This is a genomic window from Streptomyces sp. NPDC003379 (assembly GCF_053589195.1).
This window is the reverse complement of record NZ_JBSFRK010000018.1, coordinates 156502-171290: the sequence shown is the minus strand read 5'-3', so window position 1 is coordinate 171290 and position 14789 is coordinate 156502. Positions and strand designations below refer to the sequence as shown.

Genomic DNA, 14789 nt, shown 5'->3' with positions numbered 1-14789 from the left:
CGCCTCACCACCCCGCCCCGGGGGGGCCGGCCCGCCGCGGGGCGTAGCGCGCCGTCCCGACGGGACGGCGCGCTCCGTTTTCTCCGCATGCCCCCGCGCACGCACCGACCTAGTGTGGAACGGCGGCGTGCCGCCGCCCGGCCCCACTCCGAGGAGGAACGGCATGCCCATCGCCACGGTCAACCCCTCCACCGGCGAGACGCTCGAAACCTTCGAGCCGCTCGCACCCGCGGAGATCGAGCACCGCCTGGCGGCGGCCGACACCGCGTACCGTCACCATCGCACCACCGACTTCGCGGAACGCGCCCGGCTGCTCGGCCGCGCCGCCGACCTGCTGGAGGAGGACACCGACACCGTCGCCCGCACCATGACCACGGAGATGGGCAAGCCCGTCAAGGCGGCCAGGGCCGAGGTGGCGAAGTGCGTCAAGGCCATGCGCTGGTACGCCGAGCACGCCGAGGGTCTGCTCGCGGACGAGCATCCCGCGCAGGCCGACGTGGCGGACTCGGGCGCGTCCCGGGCGGTCGTGCACTACCGCCCGCTCGGGGTCGTCCTCGCCGTGATGCCGTGGAACTTCCCGCTCTGGCAGGTCGTACGCTTCGCCGCGCCCGCCCTCATGGCCGGCAACGTCGGCCTGCTCAAGCACGCCTCGAACGTGCCGAGGACGGCCCTGTACCTGGAGGACCTCTTCCGGCGGGCCGGATTCCCCGAGGGCTGCTTCCAGACGCTGCTCGTCGGCTCCGACGCCATCGAGGGCATCCTGCGCGACGACCGGGTGGCCGCCGCGACCCTGACCGGCAGCGAACCCGCCGGCCGCTCGGTGGCGTCCGTCGCCGGCGACGAGATCAAGAAGACCGTCCTGGAACTCGGCGGCAGCGACCCCTACTTGGTGCTGCCGAGCGCCGACGTGGAGCGCGCCGCGCGGACCGCGGTGACCGCCCGGGTGCAGAACAACGGCCAGTCCTGCATCGCCGCCAAGCGCTTCATCGTGCACGCCGACGTCTACGACGCCTTCCGCGAGCGATTCGTCGCAGGGATGCGGGAGCTGACCGTGGGCGACCCGCTGAGCGAGGACACCGACGTCGGCCCGCTCTCCAGCGAGAAGGGCCGCGACGACCTGGAGCAGCTCGTCGACGACGCGCTGGGCCACGGCGCGACCGCGCTCTGCGGCGGACAGCGCCCCAAGGAGCAGGAGCGGGGCTGGTACTACTCCCCCACCGTCCTCGCGGACATCACCCCGCGGATGCGCGTCCACCGCGAGGAGACCTTCGGTCCGGTGGCCACGCTCTACCGCGTGGCCGACCTGGACGAGGCGGTGGAGCTCGCCAACGACACGCCGTTCGGGCTGAGTTCGAACGTGTGGACGCGTGACGACGCCGACATCGCGCGCTGCGTACGGGACCTCCAGGCGGGCGGCGTCTTCTTCAACGGCATGACCGCCTCCCACCCCGGCCTGCCCTTCGGCGGCGTCAAGCGCTCCGGCTACGGGCGGGAGCTCTCGGGCCACGGCATCCGTGAGTTCTGCAACGCCACGACCGTCTGGCACGGCCCGGCAGAGTAGGCGGCCCGCCGGAGCCCGGGCTGCCGGTCAGGCCGACAGCAGCGAATCGTCCGTGATCCTGGCGCCCGGCAGCCGATGGCTGGCGGCCACGAGCGCCGCGTCGACATCGCTGGTGCCGGTGGCCACGCAGAGGCTGTACGCGACGTCCTCGAACTCCTGGCGCCCTTCGGCGCCGCCCCGGTCGGCGTGCAGCACCGCCAGGGCCTTGTAGCGCTCCACCAGGTCCTTCAGCACGGCGGGGTGTGCCAGCAGCACGGGTCCTCCTTCAGATCTCGGGTGTGAACGTCAGGTGCGACGTTCGCTCAGTGGCCCGTCTGCCCGGGCTCGTCCGGTCGAATCACCGGCGCGGCGATGAATCGGCCGCGGAGTCGATCGTTCGGATTGTCGTTTGCCTGGTTGATGGGCAGACTCGGTCCCGTGGACGCGTCGAACAGCAAGCCGGATCAGGGGCCCGGGGCGGAGTGCGGGGACGACGGCCGCCGCGAGACGGAGACCGAGCGCGCCGACCGCCGCTGGACCGAGCTGATCCAGGAAGTGCGGGTGGCCCAGACCGGCGTGCAGATCCTGTTCGGCTTCCTCCTCACCGTGGTCTTCACACCGCGCTACGCGGAGCTGGGCGATGTCGACCGCACGATCTACGTGGTGACCGTGATCCTCGGCTCGACCGCGACGGGCGCCCTCATCGGCCCGGTCTCCTTCCACCGCATGGTCTCGGGCCGCCGCATCAAGCCGCAGGCGGTGGTGTGGGCCTCGCGTCTGACCTTCGTCGGCCTGATCCTGCTCCTCGGCACGCTGACGGCGGCGCTGCTGCTGGTGCTGCGGATCGCCATCGACGACACCGTGGTGCCATGGCTGGTCGGTGGTGTGGTCAGCTGGTATCTGGGGTGCTGGTTCGTGCTGCCCGCCTGGGCGAGGCACCGGCACACGTCGGCGGGCTGACGGGCGTACGCGCGAGGGGTTCCCCGGCGGCCGTACGTCAGTTGTCGGCGTCCTTGCCGATGTACAGCTCGGCGAAGGCGACCGCCGCGGCCGGCGAGCCGAGCAGTCTGCGCAGGCGGGCGTCTGCCGTGCCCGCCGTGAAGGGGTCACCGGACGAGGGCCCGTGCAGGACGTCCGCGAACCACTGGGAGAACTCCTGGTACTGCCAGACCCTGCGCAGACAGACCGCCGAGTAGCCGCGCAGCCCGCGCTCGTCCCCCTTCTCCGAGTACGCGACGAGCGCGTCGCCGAGCAGCAGCGCGTCGTGCAGGGCGAGGTTCATGCCCTTCGCGGCGATCGGGGCCGTGAGGTGGGCGGCGTCGCCCGCGAGGTGCAGCCGCCCGTACGACATGGGCGCGACCACGTAGTTGTGCATGTCCAGGACGCGCTTCTCGATGAGCCGGCCCTCGACGAGCGGCGGCGCGTCGTCGGCGGCCAGCCGCTCGTGCAGTGCGGACCAGACGCGCTCGTGGGGCCAGTTCGCCGGGTCGTCGCCGGGCGGGCACTCCAGGTAGTAGCGGGTGACCTCGGGGCTCCGCGCCATGTGGGCGGCGAAGCCGCGGGGGTGCAGGCCGAAGACGACGCGGTCCGAGGACGGCGGCGCCTCGGCGAGCAGCGCGAGCCAGCCGACGCCGTAGTCGCGCCGGGCGACCGTGGCGTGCTCGGCGGGCACATGGGCGCGCGTCACACCGCGTGCGCCGTCGCACCCCGCGACGGCAGCGCAGTCGATACGTACGCGCTCACCGGTCACCGCCTCCGTGTACGACACGGAGGGCCGGTCCGTGTCGATGCCGTGCAGGGCGACGTCGCGTACACCGAAGCGGATGTCACCGCCCGCGTCGTCGGCGTACGCCCGCACCAGGTCCGTCACCAGCAACGGCTGGGGGTAGACGAAGTGGCGGTGCCCGGACAGTTCGCCGTAGCGGAACACGTGGCGCCGGCCCGCGCTGCGGAACTCGCAGTCGCTGTGCGCCTGCGCGTGGGCCAGGAGCCGGCCGGCCAGCCCTCGGCTCGCCAGGGCGCGTACCGCCCACTCCTCCAGGAAGCCCGCGCGGGGCCGCCGTTCGATGAACTCCCTGCTCTCCGTCTCCAGGACCACGCACTCCACCGAGGCGGCGCGCAGGATGTTGGCGACGGTGAGACCGGCAGGCCCGGCCCCCACGATGACGACTGTCATGCGCAGAGTATGGCGGCACCGCACCGCGGGCAGGAGGGGCGGGCCCCAGCGCACAGGTGTGGATCACAGCCGCGCGGGCACCCAGTGTCAGGACAGACGCAGGAAGCAATCCGCACTGTTCGTGACAAGTCACTACCTGTGACGCCTCAAGTGGTGACCGGGAGCGAACCGGCGGACCGTGGAAGGAGGAGCGCCCCTCGTGGAGTTCTCTCGGACGGGAGATGCCGCATGACCACGCAGACGCGGACGTCGATGCCACCGCCGGTCCGTCCGGCGCACTTGCTCGCCCCACCAGGTGTCTACGCACCCCAGTACGACACCGAACTGCTGACCCGCGCCCTGCACCGCGAGGGCATCGGCGACGGTGCCTCCGTCCTGGACCTGGGGACCGGCACCGGGGCGCTGGCCGTCGCCGCGGCGCGGCGCGGCGCGCGCGTGACGGCCGTCGACATCTCGTGGCGGGCGGTGCTGACCGCGCGCCTCAACGCGCGTCGGTCCGGACAGTCGGTGACCGTGCGCCGCGGCGATCTGGCGGCGGCGCCGAAGGGCCCGTACGACCTCGTGGTCAGCAATCCGCCCTACGTGCCCTCTCCCTCCCCGGCCCTCCCCCGGCGCGGCGCGGCACGGGCGTGGGACGGCGGCCCCGCCGGGCGGGCGATCGTCGACCGTGTCTGCGACGCGGCGCCCCGTGCCCTGCGCCCCGGTGGTGTCCTGCTGATGGTGCACTCCGCGCTGTGCGGCGTCGACGCCTCGCTCGACCGGCTGGCCCGCCTTGGCATGGACGCCAGGGTGAGCGACCGGGAGTTCATCCCGTTGGGGCCCGTGCTGCGCTCCCGCCGTGCGTGGCTGCGCCGACGGAATCTCCTCGCCGACGACGAGACCCACGAAGAGCTGGTGGTCATCCGTGCCGAACTCCGCTGAACGCCCCCGCCGCGTCACGGTCGATCCCGACGGGCCGCTCCTGGTGGAGGGCCCGGTCGAGGTGGTCGGCGACGACGGCACCGTCTTCGCGTCGCGGCGCTTCGCGGTCGCGATCTGCACATGCCGCCGCAGCCGTACGTATCCGTGGTGCGACACCAGCCACCGGCGCCGGGTGAAGCGCGACGGCGGACGACCGGGTACGGCGGGCGACCGGGAAACGGACCCCGCGTCATGACGGCCGCTGTCGAGTCCCGCCTCCACAGTCCCGAACTCCCGGCCGCGCGCGGCGCTCTGTCCCGCGGCGTGGTGGCCGCGCTGCTGCACGACGAGCCCGTCACGGCCTTCGGGCGGCAGGCGGCGAGCGTCGATCCGTACGGAGAAGACCTCCAGCTCGCCCTGTACGTCCTCTACGAACTCCACTACCAGGGCTTTCAGGGCGTGTCCGACGAACGGGAGTGGGACCCGGAGCTGCTGGCCCTGCGGCACGCGCTGGAGCAGCGTTTCCTCGCGGCCCTCCGTGCCGACGTGCCGTCCGGCGCGAGCGCCGAAGAGGCGCTGGCCGCGCTCCTCGTGGAGCCCGTCGGGCACGACGAGGACAGCGTCAGCCACCACCTCCAACGCGACGGCGAGCTGTGGCAGTTGAGGGAGTACGCGGCGCTGCGCTCCCTCTACCACCTCAAGGAGGCCGATCCGCACGCCTGGGTCATTCCGCGGCTGCACGGGCGGGCCAAGGCGGCCATGGTGGCCATCGAGTTCGACGAGTTCGGCGCCGGGCGCCCCGAGGAGATCCACGCCCGCCTCTTCGCCGACCTCATGGCCGATCTGGACCTGGAGACGTCCTACGGCCACTACACCGACGCGGCCCCCGCCGAGGCCCTCGCCCCGGTCAACCTCATGTCCCTGTTCGGGTTGCACCGGGCGCTGCGCGGGGCGCTGGTCGGTCACTTCGCCTCCGTCGAGGTGACCTCGTCGCCAGGTTCGCGGCGGCTCGCCGCGGCGCTGCGGCGCACCGGCGCGGGGCCCGCGGCCCAACGGTTCTACGACGAGCACGTGGAGGCGGACGCCGTGCACGAGCAGGTGGTGCGCCGTGACGTCGTCGGCGGGCTGCTGGCCGCGGAGCCCGCGCTCAACGCCGACGTGGCCTTCGGTGTCCGGGCCACCGGGTTCCTGGAGGACCGCCTCGGCGCTCGGCTGCTGGAATCCTGGCGGGAGCGGCGCAGCGCGCTGCGGGTGCCGCTGCCGGGTACGCCCGGTACGCCCGGCGCGGCAAGGTAGCCATCAGCCGGCCGTCTTCAGCCCTCGACGCCGGTCGCCTCGTGGGCGGAACCCACCGGTTTCGACTCCCGTTCCTCACGTGCCTCGACGCCGCAGCCGGTGAGAGCACCGGGCATGAGCAGCGCCACCGCGAGCAGACCCGGCCTCATCGCGCGCCCCGGTCCTGGTCTCCTTCGCGGCACGCCGGTTCATGGGCTGCCGCGCCCGCCCGTGGTCCGCGTGGGTGCGGGCAGCTTGCGCCACGATGCCCGCACACCGCCGCGGTGCGTGGAACCCTCGCGGCCGACACGCCCCAGTGCGCCCGATCGGGTCCACGCCCACTCAGGCGCTCTCGTCCACTCAGGCGTTCTGGTGCGGCTCCCCGTGCTCGGCGCCGGTCAGGCGCAGCTGCATTTGGATCTCCTGGTCACCGGAGACAGTGCCGGTGGTCTTGACGTCGAAGGCGGACGCGAGCGCCGCGCGCAGCCGGTCCACGGCCACGGGGGCGCCTTGCAGGTCTGCGGTGACGGGGCCGGAGAGCAGGACGCCGGGGACGGAATCCGGGGTGCGGGAGGCGCGGAAGGAGCCGGTCCAGATGGCGGGGTCGGGCCTGCCCGTCTGGCCGGGGGCGTCGTCTCCGCGGTCGGACGGGAAATGGTCGCAGAGCATCTTGAAGACGGTGTCCGCGTCGGCCGCGGAGCACTCGCCGAGGACGACCTGCACCGCATCCGGGGAGTCGGAGTCAGGCTGCTGGTGCTGCCGCTGGTCGGGGGAGGCTTGGTTCGGTGTGTCGTTCACGCTGACTCTCTCCGGTGGGTCGCTGGTGCGGGGTCGCTGGTGCTGGGTCGCTCGGTCGCTGGTGCCTGACGTGTGCCGGGTACCCGGTGGTGCCCCGGGTACCCGGTGGGTCACAGGGTCATAGGTCGCGCAGTGCGGGCAGCAGGTTCTTCTCGGCCCAATCGATGAAGGGGCGCTGCTGGTCGCCGCCGACCTGGACGAGGGCGATCTCCGTGAAGCCCGCCTCGGCGAAGGGGCGTACGGCCTCGACGAAGTCGTCGACGTCGTCGCCGCAGGGGATCTGCTCCGCGATGTCCTGCGGGGTGACGAACTGGGTGGCGCCGGCGAAACCCGAGGGCCCCGGCAGCTCGGAGTTGACCGGCCAGCCGCCGACGGACCACCGGAACTGGTCGTGGGCGCGGGTGACCGCCGCGTCCTTGTCGGTGTCGTAGCAGACGGGCAGCTGACCGACGCGGGGCTTGCCGCCGCCGCCGTGCCGGTCGAAGGAGTCGAGCAGCTCTGCCTTCGGTTCCGTCGCGATGACGAGGTCGGCGAGGCGCCCGGCGAGTGAGCAGGACCGCCCGCCGGAGACCGCGACGCCGATGGGCGGCAGCTCGTCGGGCAGATCCCACAGGCGGGCGTTCGCCACGTCGAAGTGGGTGCCCTGGTGGTTGACGTTCTCCCCGGCGAAGAGCGCGCGGATGATGCCGATGGCCTCTTCGAGCATCTCCAGGCGGGTCTGCGGGGAGGGCCAACCGGCGCCCACGACGTGTTCGTTGAGGTTCTCGCCCGAACCGAGGCCGAGCCGGAAGCGGCCTTCGGAGAGCAGCTGCATCGTCGCGGCCTTCTGTGCGATCACGGCCGGGTGGTAGCGGACGGTCGGGCAGGTCACGTACGTCATCAGGGGAATCCGTGAGGTCGCCTGAGCGGCGGCGCCGAGCACGCTCCACGCGTACGGCGAGTGCCCCTGCGACTCCAGCCACGGAAAGTAGTGGTCGGAGGTGACCGAGAAGTCAAAGCCTGCCTTCTCCGCCGCGACCAGATCCTCGACCAGAGCGCGGGGCCCGGCTTGCTCAGTCATCATTGTGTAGCCGATTTGCACCATAATTCATCGGTTTGCCGAAATGCTTCCGCTGAAACCTACGACAGCCCCGGGGCCGCCGAAGGAGCTGCGGGCGTGGCTGCGGACGCGACTTGCGGGTACCCGGACCACGGTGGCATCCGCCGCCGCGAGAAGGCCACCGGGAGACGGGGCCACGAGAGAGAGGCGTCGTCGCTTGCGCACAGTAGGAGTGGAGGAGGAGCTTCTCCTCATCGACCGCGAGAGCGGTGAGCCGCGGGCGCTGTCCTCGGCCGTCCTGGCACGGGCCGCCAAGGACGCCGCCGAGGTGTCCGGCACCGAGAGGCACGCCGACGACTACCGCGATCCCGAGGACGAGACGTTCGAGAAGGAGCTGCAGGGTCAGCAGCTGGAGTTCGCCACGCAGCCGCGGACGAGCATGGACAGCCTCACGGAGGAGATCGTGCGGTGGCGCTCGGAAGCGGACCGGCACGCGGGTGACCTGGGAGCGGCGGTCGTCGCCCTCGCCACCTCTCCCCTGCCCGTCAGCCCGTCGCTGAACGTGGGCCGGCGTTACGAGTGGATGGAGGAACAGTTCGGGCTCACCACCCAGGAACAGCTGACCGGCGGCTGCCACGTCCATGTCTCGGTCGACTCCGACGAGGAGGGCGTGGCCGTGATCGACCGGATCCGCCCCTGGCTGTCGGTCCTGGTGGCACTGAGCGCCAACTCCCCCTACTGGCAGGGGCACGACACCCGGTACAGCAGCTACCGCAGCAGGGTGTGGGGGCGCTGGCCGATGGCGGGCCCCACTCAGGTCTTCGGTTCCGCCGAGCGGTACGAGGAGCAGGTCCGCGACATGGTCGCCACCGGCGTGCTGCGCGACCGGGGCATGGTCTACTTCGACGCCCGGCTGTCCCACCGCTACCCCACCGTCGAGATCCGGGTCGCGGACGTGTGCCTGGAGGCCTCCACCACCATCCTGGTCGCGACCCTCGCGCGGGCGCTGGTCGAGACGGCCGCACGGGAGTGGCGCGCGGGGCTCGCGCCGGCCGGGCACGACGTCAGCCTGCTGCGCCTCGCCGCGTGGCGAGCGGCACGCTCCGGCCTCGAAGACACCCTGCTGCACCCGCTGACCATGCGGCCCGCGCCCTGCGGCGAGGTGGTGGCGGCGCTCCTGGACCATGCGCGGGACGCCCTGGAGGAGACCGGCGACCTCGACCTGGCCCGCAAGACGGCGGCGGGCCTGCTGGAACACGGCACCGGAGCGCGCGTCCAGCGGGACCTCGTGGAGCGGACGGGCAGTCTGAGCGCGATGGTCGCGGAGTGCGCCCGCCGCACACAGGCGACGTGAGGAGCGGGCCGGTCCCTTGACCCTTACGGGGTGCTGCGGGGGGCGGGGCTCGCGGCGGGTGACACGGAGCTCGCGGCGGGAGACAGGCGGGTGAGCAGGGCCTGGAGGGTGGCTCGCTCCTCGCCGCTCAGCGCGTCGAGCGCCTGGTGGGTGGCGTGCATGGCGGCGCGGATGTTCTCGACCGCGGCCATCCCGTCCTCGGAGAGGGCGACGTTCTTCACCCGGCGGTCGGTGGGGCTCGGTTCGCGGCGGACGAGTCCGCGGCTCTCCAGGCGGTCGATGATGCCGGTCATGTTCGACGCGTCACAGCGGAACGACGCGGCCATCGAGCGCATGGACGCCGGGCCGCCCCGGCGCAGTACGTTCAGCGCCTTGGCCTGGCTGTAGGTGAGGCCATGCGCGGCAGCGGCGGCGGTCACGTCCGCGTAGAGGCCCGCCATGGAGGCCCAGAGCGCGTCGAGCAGGAGGGCGTTGGACACCTCGGGCTGCCTACCCTCGGGCGTCTCGGCGGAGCGGCTGGAGCGGCTTGTTCCGGATGTCTCGGGCATGGTTCCACTCTAACCCGAAACTTGACGACTTCAACTTTCGATGTTTACCTCTATTCAGTTGCTTGAAGACATCAACCTTCTAGGTTCTGCACCTTTCACCCCGCGCTCGATCTACGGAAGTAACCGTGACACCCACACCTCATGCGGCGCACAAACGCCCCGCCGGAGACACCACGCTCGTCCTGGTCCTCGGCCTCGCCGCCATGATCGTCTCGATGATGCAGACCCTCGTCGTACCGATCATGAGCATCATCCAGAACGACCTCGGCACCTCCACCGCCAACGTCAGCTGGGTCACCACCGCGACCCTGCTGTCCGCCGCGGTCTTCACCCCGCTGCTCGGCCGCTTCGGCGACATGCACGGCAAGAAGCCCACCCTGGTCGGGGTGCTGCTGCTGATGATCGCCGGATCGGTGCTGGCCGCCACCACCAGTTCCCTGCTGTGGCTCATCGTCGGCCGCGTGCTCCAGGGCGCCGCCACCGCGATCTTCCCGCTCGCCCTGTCGGTCCTGCGCGAGGAGATGCCGCCGGCGAAGCTGCACGGCGCGATGGCCATGGTCAGCGGCACGCTCGCCGTCGGCAGCGGCCTCGCCCTCGTCGCGGCGGGCCTGCTCACGCAGGGCTCCGACCCCGACTACCACCGGGTGTTCTGGCTCGCCGCCGGCCTCGCGGTCGTCGCCCTTGTCGGCGTCCTGGCGCGCGTTCCGGCCTCGCGGTCCACGACGGGCGGCCGGACCGACTGGCTCGGCGCGGCGACGCTCGCGGCACTGCTCGTCCTGCTCCTGCTGCCGATCTCGCAGGGACACGAGTGGGGCTGGACCTCCGTACGCACCCTCGGCCTGTTCGTCGCGGCCCTCGTCATGGCGGCCGTCTGGACGCTGGTGGAGCGCAAGGTACGCGCACCCATGGTGGACCTGCGGATGTTCGCCCACCGGCCGGTGCTCTTCACCAACCTCGCCGGGCTGTTCCTCGGCTTCGCGATGTTCTCGCAGTTCATCGGCGTCGCGTATCTGGTGCAGATGCCGAAGGAGCTCACCGGGTACGGCTTCGGGGCCTCGGTCCTGCGCTCCTCGGTCGAGTACCTGCTGCCGACCACCGTGATCTCGCTGATCGCCGCGCAGTTCGGCGGCATGCTGGTCGGGCGGATCGGGGCGCGGTTCACTCTGACCATCGGCGCCGTGTTCGGCGTGGCCGGCTTCACCTGGCTGACCGCCGCGCACGACACCTCCGCGTCGATCATCCTCGCCGGCATGCTGATCGGTGTGGCGATCAGCTTCGGCTACGCGGCCATGCCAGCCCTCATCGTGGCGAGCGTCCCGCATCACCAGACCGGCATCGCCAACGGCCTGAACTCCATTTCGCGCTCCGTCGGAAGCGCGATCGCCAGCGCGATCATCACGTCCCTGCTGGCGTCCAAGACCCTTGAGCACCTGCCTGCCGGGGCGCCCGCCCTGCCCGCCGAGAGCCAGTTCACGCTGAGCTTCGCCCTCGCCGGCATCGCGTTCGTACTGATCGTGGTGGTGGCGCTGGTCGGCCTCACCAAGGGCAAGGTCCGGGAGCGCACGCCCGAGAGGGCGGAGAAGACCGCGAAGGTGGAGAACGTCGAGGAGAAGGCCGAGAGCGTCCCGGCCTGACCCGGCACCAGCACGCCCCCCCCGACCCACCCCGACCGGACGGTCCACGAGACCCGGTCGGAGTGCTGGTCGGGGGGCGATTTATTCGCATCCGGATATTCGTATCCGGGTTGCCTATACGGATTCCGTATACGGATTTCGTGTACGGCTACGGCGTCACTTGGTTGCCGCCGAAGGACACGACCAGACGGCCGTCCGCCGCGAAGGACCATTTCAGTGCGCCCGCGTACGCGGAGCACCGGGATCCGTTCGAGCCGGTCCAGAACTGGTTCGAGCCGTCGGCGTCGCCGACCACCTTGTCGTTCGACCCGCTGCCGGTGCGGCACGAGACGTTGTCCCGGAACACCGTGGTGCCGGCGTCGAACGAGAAGTTGCGCTGGACGTTGCCGATGCCGATGTTGCCCGTCATCGACATCTTGCCGGGGTTCCTGTTGTAGGTGAACCCGTGCTTGCTGTTGTTGTAGGCGATGCTGCGGCGGATGACGTGGTCGACGGCGATGTCCTCGCCGCCGAGCTTGTAGCCGTTGCGGTCGCCGTTGGAGTTCACGGTGCCGTCGGAGAGGGTGCCGTTGTTGTGGGAGAGGGAGTCCTCGATGGTCACCGGGCCGATGGCTCCCGTGTCCGTCTTGGTGTAGAGGTCCCAGCCGTCGTCGATGTTGTGGTGGGCGACGGCGTGGCGAAAGACGTTGCCCGGGCCGGTGGTGAGCTTCGAGGCGAAGCCGTCGGCGTCCTCGCCGTCGGAGTCGGCATTGTCGTGCGACTCGGCGCTGAGGATGAGGTTGCCGGACGGCCACTGGTCGCGCGGGGTGCTGGAGGCCATCCGCGACAGCTGCAACCCGGAGTCACGGTTGTGGCGCGTCACGGTGCGCTCGATGATGTTGCCGCTGCCGCCGACGAAGATGCCGTTGTCACCGGCTCGCTCGACGACGATGCCGTTGACGTGCCAGAACTTCCCGTTGAGGGCGAGCCCGCGGTTGGCCGGGTCCTCGGTCATGGCCGAGAAGTTCAGTACGGGGGTCTCGCCCGGGTAGGCGGACAGTTTCGTACGGGCACTGGAGGCGCCGTCCCTGCCCGGAGGAATGGTGACCGTCGTCGAGTGGCGGTAGGTGCCGCCGCGCAGGTAGATGGTCCCGCCGGGGGTGACGCGGGTGATCGCCGAGGTGAGCGTCGTCGGGTCCGCCTGGGTGCCGACCGCGCTGTCGGTCCCGTTCGGCGCCACGTACAGGGTGCCGGCCGACGGTGGCGGGGTGGTGGTGCCGTCCACCTCGACGTCGAGGTAGTCGACGTTGGGCAGGCCGGCGGAGGTGGTCGGGGTGAGCCGGATGGTGTTGCTTCCCGAGGTCACCGGCACGGTCAGCGTCTTGGTCACCCACGTGCCCCACGCGCCGGTGCCCTCGAACGACGCCGACGCGGCCGTGGAGCCGTTGACCGTGACGTTCGCGGGCCGCGCGGTGCCGGTTCCGTTGGCGAATCGGACCTTCAGCGTCGCCGTGCCCGCCTCGGGCGCGTCCACGGCCACCTGTATGTGGGCGCCGACCGCGTTGTCGCCGTTGCAGAAGCCGGTGCCCGAGTAGCCGGTCCAGTCCGAGTCGATGGTGCCGGTGCAGACCGTCGGGGAGCTCTCGGCCTCGTAACGGGTGGACGCGGCCTGCGCCGTGTTGCCGGACAGAGCGACGAGTGCGCCGGCCAGGAGGCCGGCGGACGCGATGACTGGTGTCAGTTTCACCGTTCGTCTCCAGGTGGATGGGTCGGGGGTTCGGGTATGTGAACACGCTGATTCATCCGGCTGCCGAACCCTTTGCGGGAAAGCGCTTTCGGCGGACGCTAATTGCTCACCGTGAACACGTCAATAGACACGTACGTGATTTATGTTCACGTACACGCACATCGCTCAGCGGGCAGAACAGGACCGCCTCCCGCTTGCCTTCCTAGGAGCCCTAGGTTATATCTAATCGCCCTAGTTCGATCAGGAGGGCAGGAGGACGCATGGCGCGGGCAGGGCTGACGGCGGAGCGCGTGACGGTCGCGGGCGCCGAGCTGGCGGACGAGGTCGGGTTCGACCAGGTGACGATGGCGCGGGTGGCGCGGCGGCTCGGTGTGAAGGACGCGAGCCTCTACACGCACGTGCGCGGCCTGGAGGATCTGCGCGGGCGGATCGCGCTGCTGGCGGCGGACGAGAAGACCATCCGCATCGCGGAGGCGACCGCCGGACGGGCGGGCAAGGAGGCGCTGGTCGCGTTCGCCGACGCCTGGCGGGAGTACGCCCACGAGCATCCCGGTCGCTATACGGCGACGCAGACCTCGATCCGGATCGACCCCGAGCTGGCCGCCCGAGCACCCGGGCCGCGGCGCGCCGTCGAGCTGACGTACAGCATGCTCCGCGGCTACGGACTGGGCGAGCCCGACCTGACCGACGCGGTGCGGTTGCTGCGCAGCACGTTCCACGGGTTCGTCGCCTTGGAGGCGGCGGAAGGGTTCGGCCACGCGCGTCCCCCGCAGCAGTCCTGGGTCCGCGCCCTCGACGCCCTGCACACCCTCCTGGAGCACTGGCCCTCGTCCCGAGAAGGAGAATCCTCATGACCGGCCCGACCATCGGCAGCCTGCGCGTGAACGGCGCGACCCTGCACTACGAAGTGCGCGGCGAGGGCCCGCTTCTGCTGCTGATCCCGGGCGGGACGGGCGGCGCCGCCGCGTTCGACGGGGTCGCCGACGTGCTGGCCGCCGAGTACACGGTCGCGGCCTACGACCCGCGCGGGATGTCCCGAAGCCCGCTGGACGACCCCGAGGCCGAGCAGCATGTGGCCGAGCACGCCGACGACGCCTTCCGCCTGCTGGAACTGCTGTCGCCCGGCGAGCCCGCCCGCGTGTTCGGCTCGAGTTCGGGCGCGATCGCCGCCGTGCACCTGCTCACCGCCCACCCCGAACGCGTCGAACGCCTCGTGGCGCACGAGCCCCCGATGGTGGAGGTACTGCCGGACGCCCAGGAACAGCGCGCGTTCGTCGCCCGCGTGGAGGAGACGTTCCGTACGCAGGGACTCATGCCGGCGATGACCATGTTCGCCGCGGGCTTGAAGAAGGACCAGGAGCAGGACCAGGAGGCAGAGCTGGAGAAGGACGGTGACACCGCCGAGCCGGAGGCCGAGCTGAAGCTGCCGCCGCAGGCAGCGGCGCGGGCCGAGCGGACGATGGCCGACCTGCCGTACTTCGTGGGGCGCATCGTGCCCGCCTTCATGCCCTACGCCCCTGACCTCCACCGGCTGGCGGCGCTGCCGGACCGGCTCGTGCTCGTCGGCGGCGAGGACTCGCGCGGCGAACTGCCCTACCGCTCGGCCGCTTTCCTGGCCGAGCGCCTCGGCACGGAACTCCGGCACTTCCCCGGCGGGCACATCGGCCTGACCACGCACGCTGCCGCGTTCGGCGAACACCTTCGGAAGGCCTTGCGCGCCTGACCCGTCCCGCCGCCCGAAGTCGGCAGCATGCGGGGCACGCAGACTGCCGTACACCGCAGAGGCGGGTGTGGTCCGG

At 71.5% G+C, this 14789-nt stretch carries 16 protein-coding genes; 9 read left to right on the top strand and 7 right to left on the bottom strand.

Annotated features, from left to right (window positions below):
* Nucleotides 1-163: 163 nt before the first annotated feature.
* On the top strand, nucleotides 164-1561 hold the full coding sequence (locus ACWDVB_RS20105) for an NADP-dependent succinic semialdehyde dehydrogenase (RefSeq protein ID WP_451519629.1): 1398 nt from the start codon (nucleotides 164-166) through the stop codon (nucleotides 1559-1561).
* Nucleotides 1562-1588: 27 nt separating this feature from the next.
* On the opposite strand, the gene ACWDVB_RS20100 is transcribed toward ACWDVB_RS20105, so the two are convergent.
* Nucleotides 1589-1816 (bottom strand): DUF5133 domain-containing protein, encoded by a 228-nt coding sequence (locus ACWDVB_RS20100; protein ID WP_451519628.1) that lies wholly within the window; start codon nucleotides 1814-1816, stop codon nucleotides 1589-1591.
* A gap of 162 nt (nucleotides 1817-1978) precedes the next feature.
* Here ACWDVB_RS20100 and ACWDVB_RS20095 point away from each other — a divergent pair, with 162 nt between their 5' ends.
* Nucleotides 1979-2500, top strand: coding sequence for a DUF6328 family protein (locus ACWDVB_RS20095; protein ID WP_451519627.1), 522 nt, complete (start codon nucleotides 1979-1981; stop codon nucleotides 2498-2500).
* A 37-nt stretch (nucleotides 2501-2537) separates the two neighbouring features.
* Here the strand turns inward: ACWDVB_RS20095 and ACWDVB_RS20090 are convergent, their stop codons facing one another.
* Nucleotides 2538-3716: a 4-hydroxybenzoate 3-monooxygenase gene (locus tag ACWDVB_RS20090; RefSeq protein WP_451519626.1), complete on the bottom strand. Its 1179-nt coding sequence runs from the start codon at nucleotides 3714-3716 to the stop codon at nucleotides 2538-2540.
* Nucleotides 3717-3944: 228 nt separating this feature from the next.
* On the opposite strand from ACWDVB_RS20090, the gene ACWDVB_RS20085 reads away from it, so the two are divergent.
* From ACWDVB_RS20085 to ACWDVB_RS20075, 3 genes are read left to right on the top strand one after another with little or no spacing between them, the layout of a single operon-like run.
* Nucleotides 3945-4637 carry a HemK2/MTQ2 family protein methyltransferase gene (locus ACWDVB_RS20085; RefSeq protein WP_451519625.1) on the top strand — a complete coding sequence of 231 codons (693 nt, stop codon included), beginning with the start codon at nucleotides 3945-3947 and terminating at the stop codon, nucleotides 4635-4637.
* Nucleotides 4621-4872 carry a CDGSH iron-sulfur domain-containing protein gene (locus tag ACWDVB_RS20080; protein ID WP_451519624.1) on the top strand — a complete coding sequence of 84 codons (252 nt, stop codon included), beginning with the start codon at nucleotides 4621-4623 and terminating at the stop codon, nucleotides 4870-4872. The genes ACWDVB_RS20085 and ACWDVB_RS20080 overlap by 17 nt, the downstream gene beginning before the upstream one ends.
* Nucleotides 4869-5912, top strand: coding sequence for an iron-containing redox enzyme family protein (locus tag ACWDVB_RS20075; protein ID WP_451519623.1), 1044 nt, complete (start codon nucleotides 4869-4871; stop codon nucleotides 5910-5912). The genes ACWDVB_RS20080 and ACWDVB_RS20075 overlap by 4 nt, the downstream gene beginning before the upstream one ends.
* A gap of 17 nt (nucleotides 5913-5929) precedes the next feature.
* On the opposite strand, the gene ACWDVB_RS20070 is transcribed toward ACWDVB_RS20075, so the two are convergent.
* The 3 genes from ACWDVB_RS20070 to ACWDVB_RS20060 all read right to left on the bottom strand — a co-directional run bounded on the left by ACWDVB_RS20070 (nucleotide 5930) and on the right by ACWDVB_RS20060 (nucleotide 7773).
* Nucleotides 5930-6061 carry a hypothetical protein gene (locus ACWDVB_RS20070; RefSeq protein WP_451519622.1) on the bottom strand — a complete coding sequence of 44 codons (132 nt, stop codon included), beginning with the start codon at nucleotides 6059-6061 and terminating at the stop codon, nucleotides 5930-5932.
* Nucleotides 6062-6251: 190 nt separating this feature from the next.
* Entirely contained in the window at nucleotides 6252-6689 is a 438-nt protein-coding gene (locus tag ACWDVB_RS20065) for a hypothetical protein (RefSeq protein WP_451519621.1), read from the bottom strand.
* A 118-nt stretch (nucleotides 6690-6807) separates the two neighbouring features.
* A complete protein-coding gene (locus ACWDVB_RS20060; protein WP_451519620.1) occupies nucleotides 6808-7773 on the bottom strand; it encodes an LLM class F420-dependent oxidoreductase in 966 nt (321 codons plus the stop codon).
* 172 nt (nucleotides 7774-7945) lie between these two features.
* Between ACWDVB_RS20060 and ACWDVB_RS20055 the strand changes: the two genes are divergently transcribed.
* Nucleotides 7946-9082, top strand: coding sequence for a glutamate--cysteine ligase 2 (locus ACWDVB_RS20055; RefSeq protein WP_451519619.1), 1137 nt, complete (start codon nucleotides 7946-7948; stop codon nucleotides 9080-9082).
* Between the two features lie 23 nt (nucleotides 9083-9105).
* Here ACWDVB_RS20055 and ACWDVB_RS20050 read toward each other — a convergent pair whose 3' ends face one another.
* The gene (locus ACWDVB_RS20050; protein ID WP_451519618.1) at nucleotides 9106-9630 is read right to left on the bottom strand and encodes a MarR family winged helix-turn-helix transcriptional regulator; all 525 of its coding nucleotides are present in this window, start codon (nucleotides 9628-9630) and stop codon (nucleotides 9106-9108) included.
* Nucleotides 9631-9755: 125 nt separating this feature from the next.
* On the opposite strand from ACWDVB_RS20050, the gene ACWDVB_RS20045 reads away from it, so the two are divergent.
* Nucleotides 9756-11264: an MFS transporter gene (locus ACWDVB_RS20045; RefSeq protein ID WP_451519617.1), complete on the top strand. Its 1509-nt coding sequence runs from the start codon at nucleotides 9756-9758 to the stop codon at nucleotides 11262-11264.
* A 148-nt stretch (nucleotides 11265-11412) separates the two neighbouring features.
* On the opposite strand, the gene ACWDVB_RS20040 is transcribed toward ACWDVB_RS20045, so the two are convergent.
* Nucleotides 11413-12990 (bottom strand): carbohydrate-binding protein, encoded by a 1578-nt coding sequence (locus ACWDVB_RS20040; RefSeq protein WP_451519616.1) that lies wholly within the window; start codon nucleotides 12988-12990, stop codon nucleotides 11413-11415.
* 260 nt (nucleotides 12991-13250) lie between these two features.
* On the opposite strand from ACWDVB_RS20040, the gene ACWDVB_RS20035 reads away from it, so the two are divergent.
* Both ACWDVB_RS20035 and ACWDVB_RS20030 read left to right on the top strand, forming a co-directional pair.
* Nucleotides 13251-13844, top strand: a complete 594-nt coding sequence (locus ACWDVB_RS20035; RefSeq protein ID WP_451519615.1) for a TetR/AcrR family transcriptional regulator — start codon at nucleotides 13251-13253, stop codon at nucleotides 13842-13844.
* Nucleotides 13841-14713 (top strand): alpha/beta hydrolase, encoded by an 873-nt coding sequence (locus ACWDVB_RS20030; protein WP_451519614.1) that lies wholly within the window; start codon nucleotides 13841-13843, stop codon nucleotides 14711-14713. Before ACWDVB_RS20035 ends, ACWDVB_RS20030 begins: the two co-directional genes overlap by 4 nt.
* Nucleotides 14714-14789: the final 76 nt, after the last annotated feature.

Excerpts from the sequence above, each read along its gene's own strand:
- ACWDVB_RS20060 (WP_451519620.1), bottom strand. The coding sequence starts at position 7,773 with ATGGTGCAAATCGGCTACACAATGATGACTGAGCAAGCCGGGCCCCGC.
- ACWDVB_RS20085 (WP_451519625.1), top strand. The coding sequence starts at position 3,945 with ATGACCACGCAGACGCGGACGTCGATGCCACCGCCGGTCCGTCCGGCG.
- ACWDVB_RS20035 (WP_451519615.1), top strand. The coding sequence starts at position 13,251 with ATGGCGCGGGCAGGGCTGACGGCGGAGCGCGTGACGGTCGCGGGCGCC.
- ACWDVB_RS20090 (WP_451519626.1), bottom strand. The coding sequence starts at position 3,716 with ATGACAGTCGTCATCGTGGGGGCCGGGCCTGCCGGTCTCACCGTCGCC.
- ACWDVB_RS20030 (WP_451519614.1), top strand. The coding sequence starts at position 13,841 with ATGACCGGCCCGACCATCGGCAGCCTGCGCGTGAACGGCGCGACCCTG.
- ACWDVB_RS20105 (WP_451519629.1), top strand. The coding sequence starts at position 164 with ATGCCCATCGCCACGGTCAACCCCTCCACCGGCGAGACGCTCGAAACC.
- ACWDVB_RS20070 (WP_451519622.1), bottom strand. The coding sequence starts at position 6,061 with ATGAGGCCGGGTCTGCTCGCGGTGGCGCTGCTCATGCCCGGTGCTCTC.
- ACWDVB_RS20075 (WP_451519623.1), top strand. The coding sequence starts at position 4,869 with ATGACGGCCGCTGTCGAGTCCCGCCTCCACAGTCCCGAACTCCCGGCC.
- ACWDVB_RS20050 (WP_451519618.1), bottom strand. The coding sequence starts at position 9,630 with ATGCCCGAGACATCCGGAACAAGCCGCTCCAGCCGCTCCGCCGAGACG.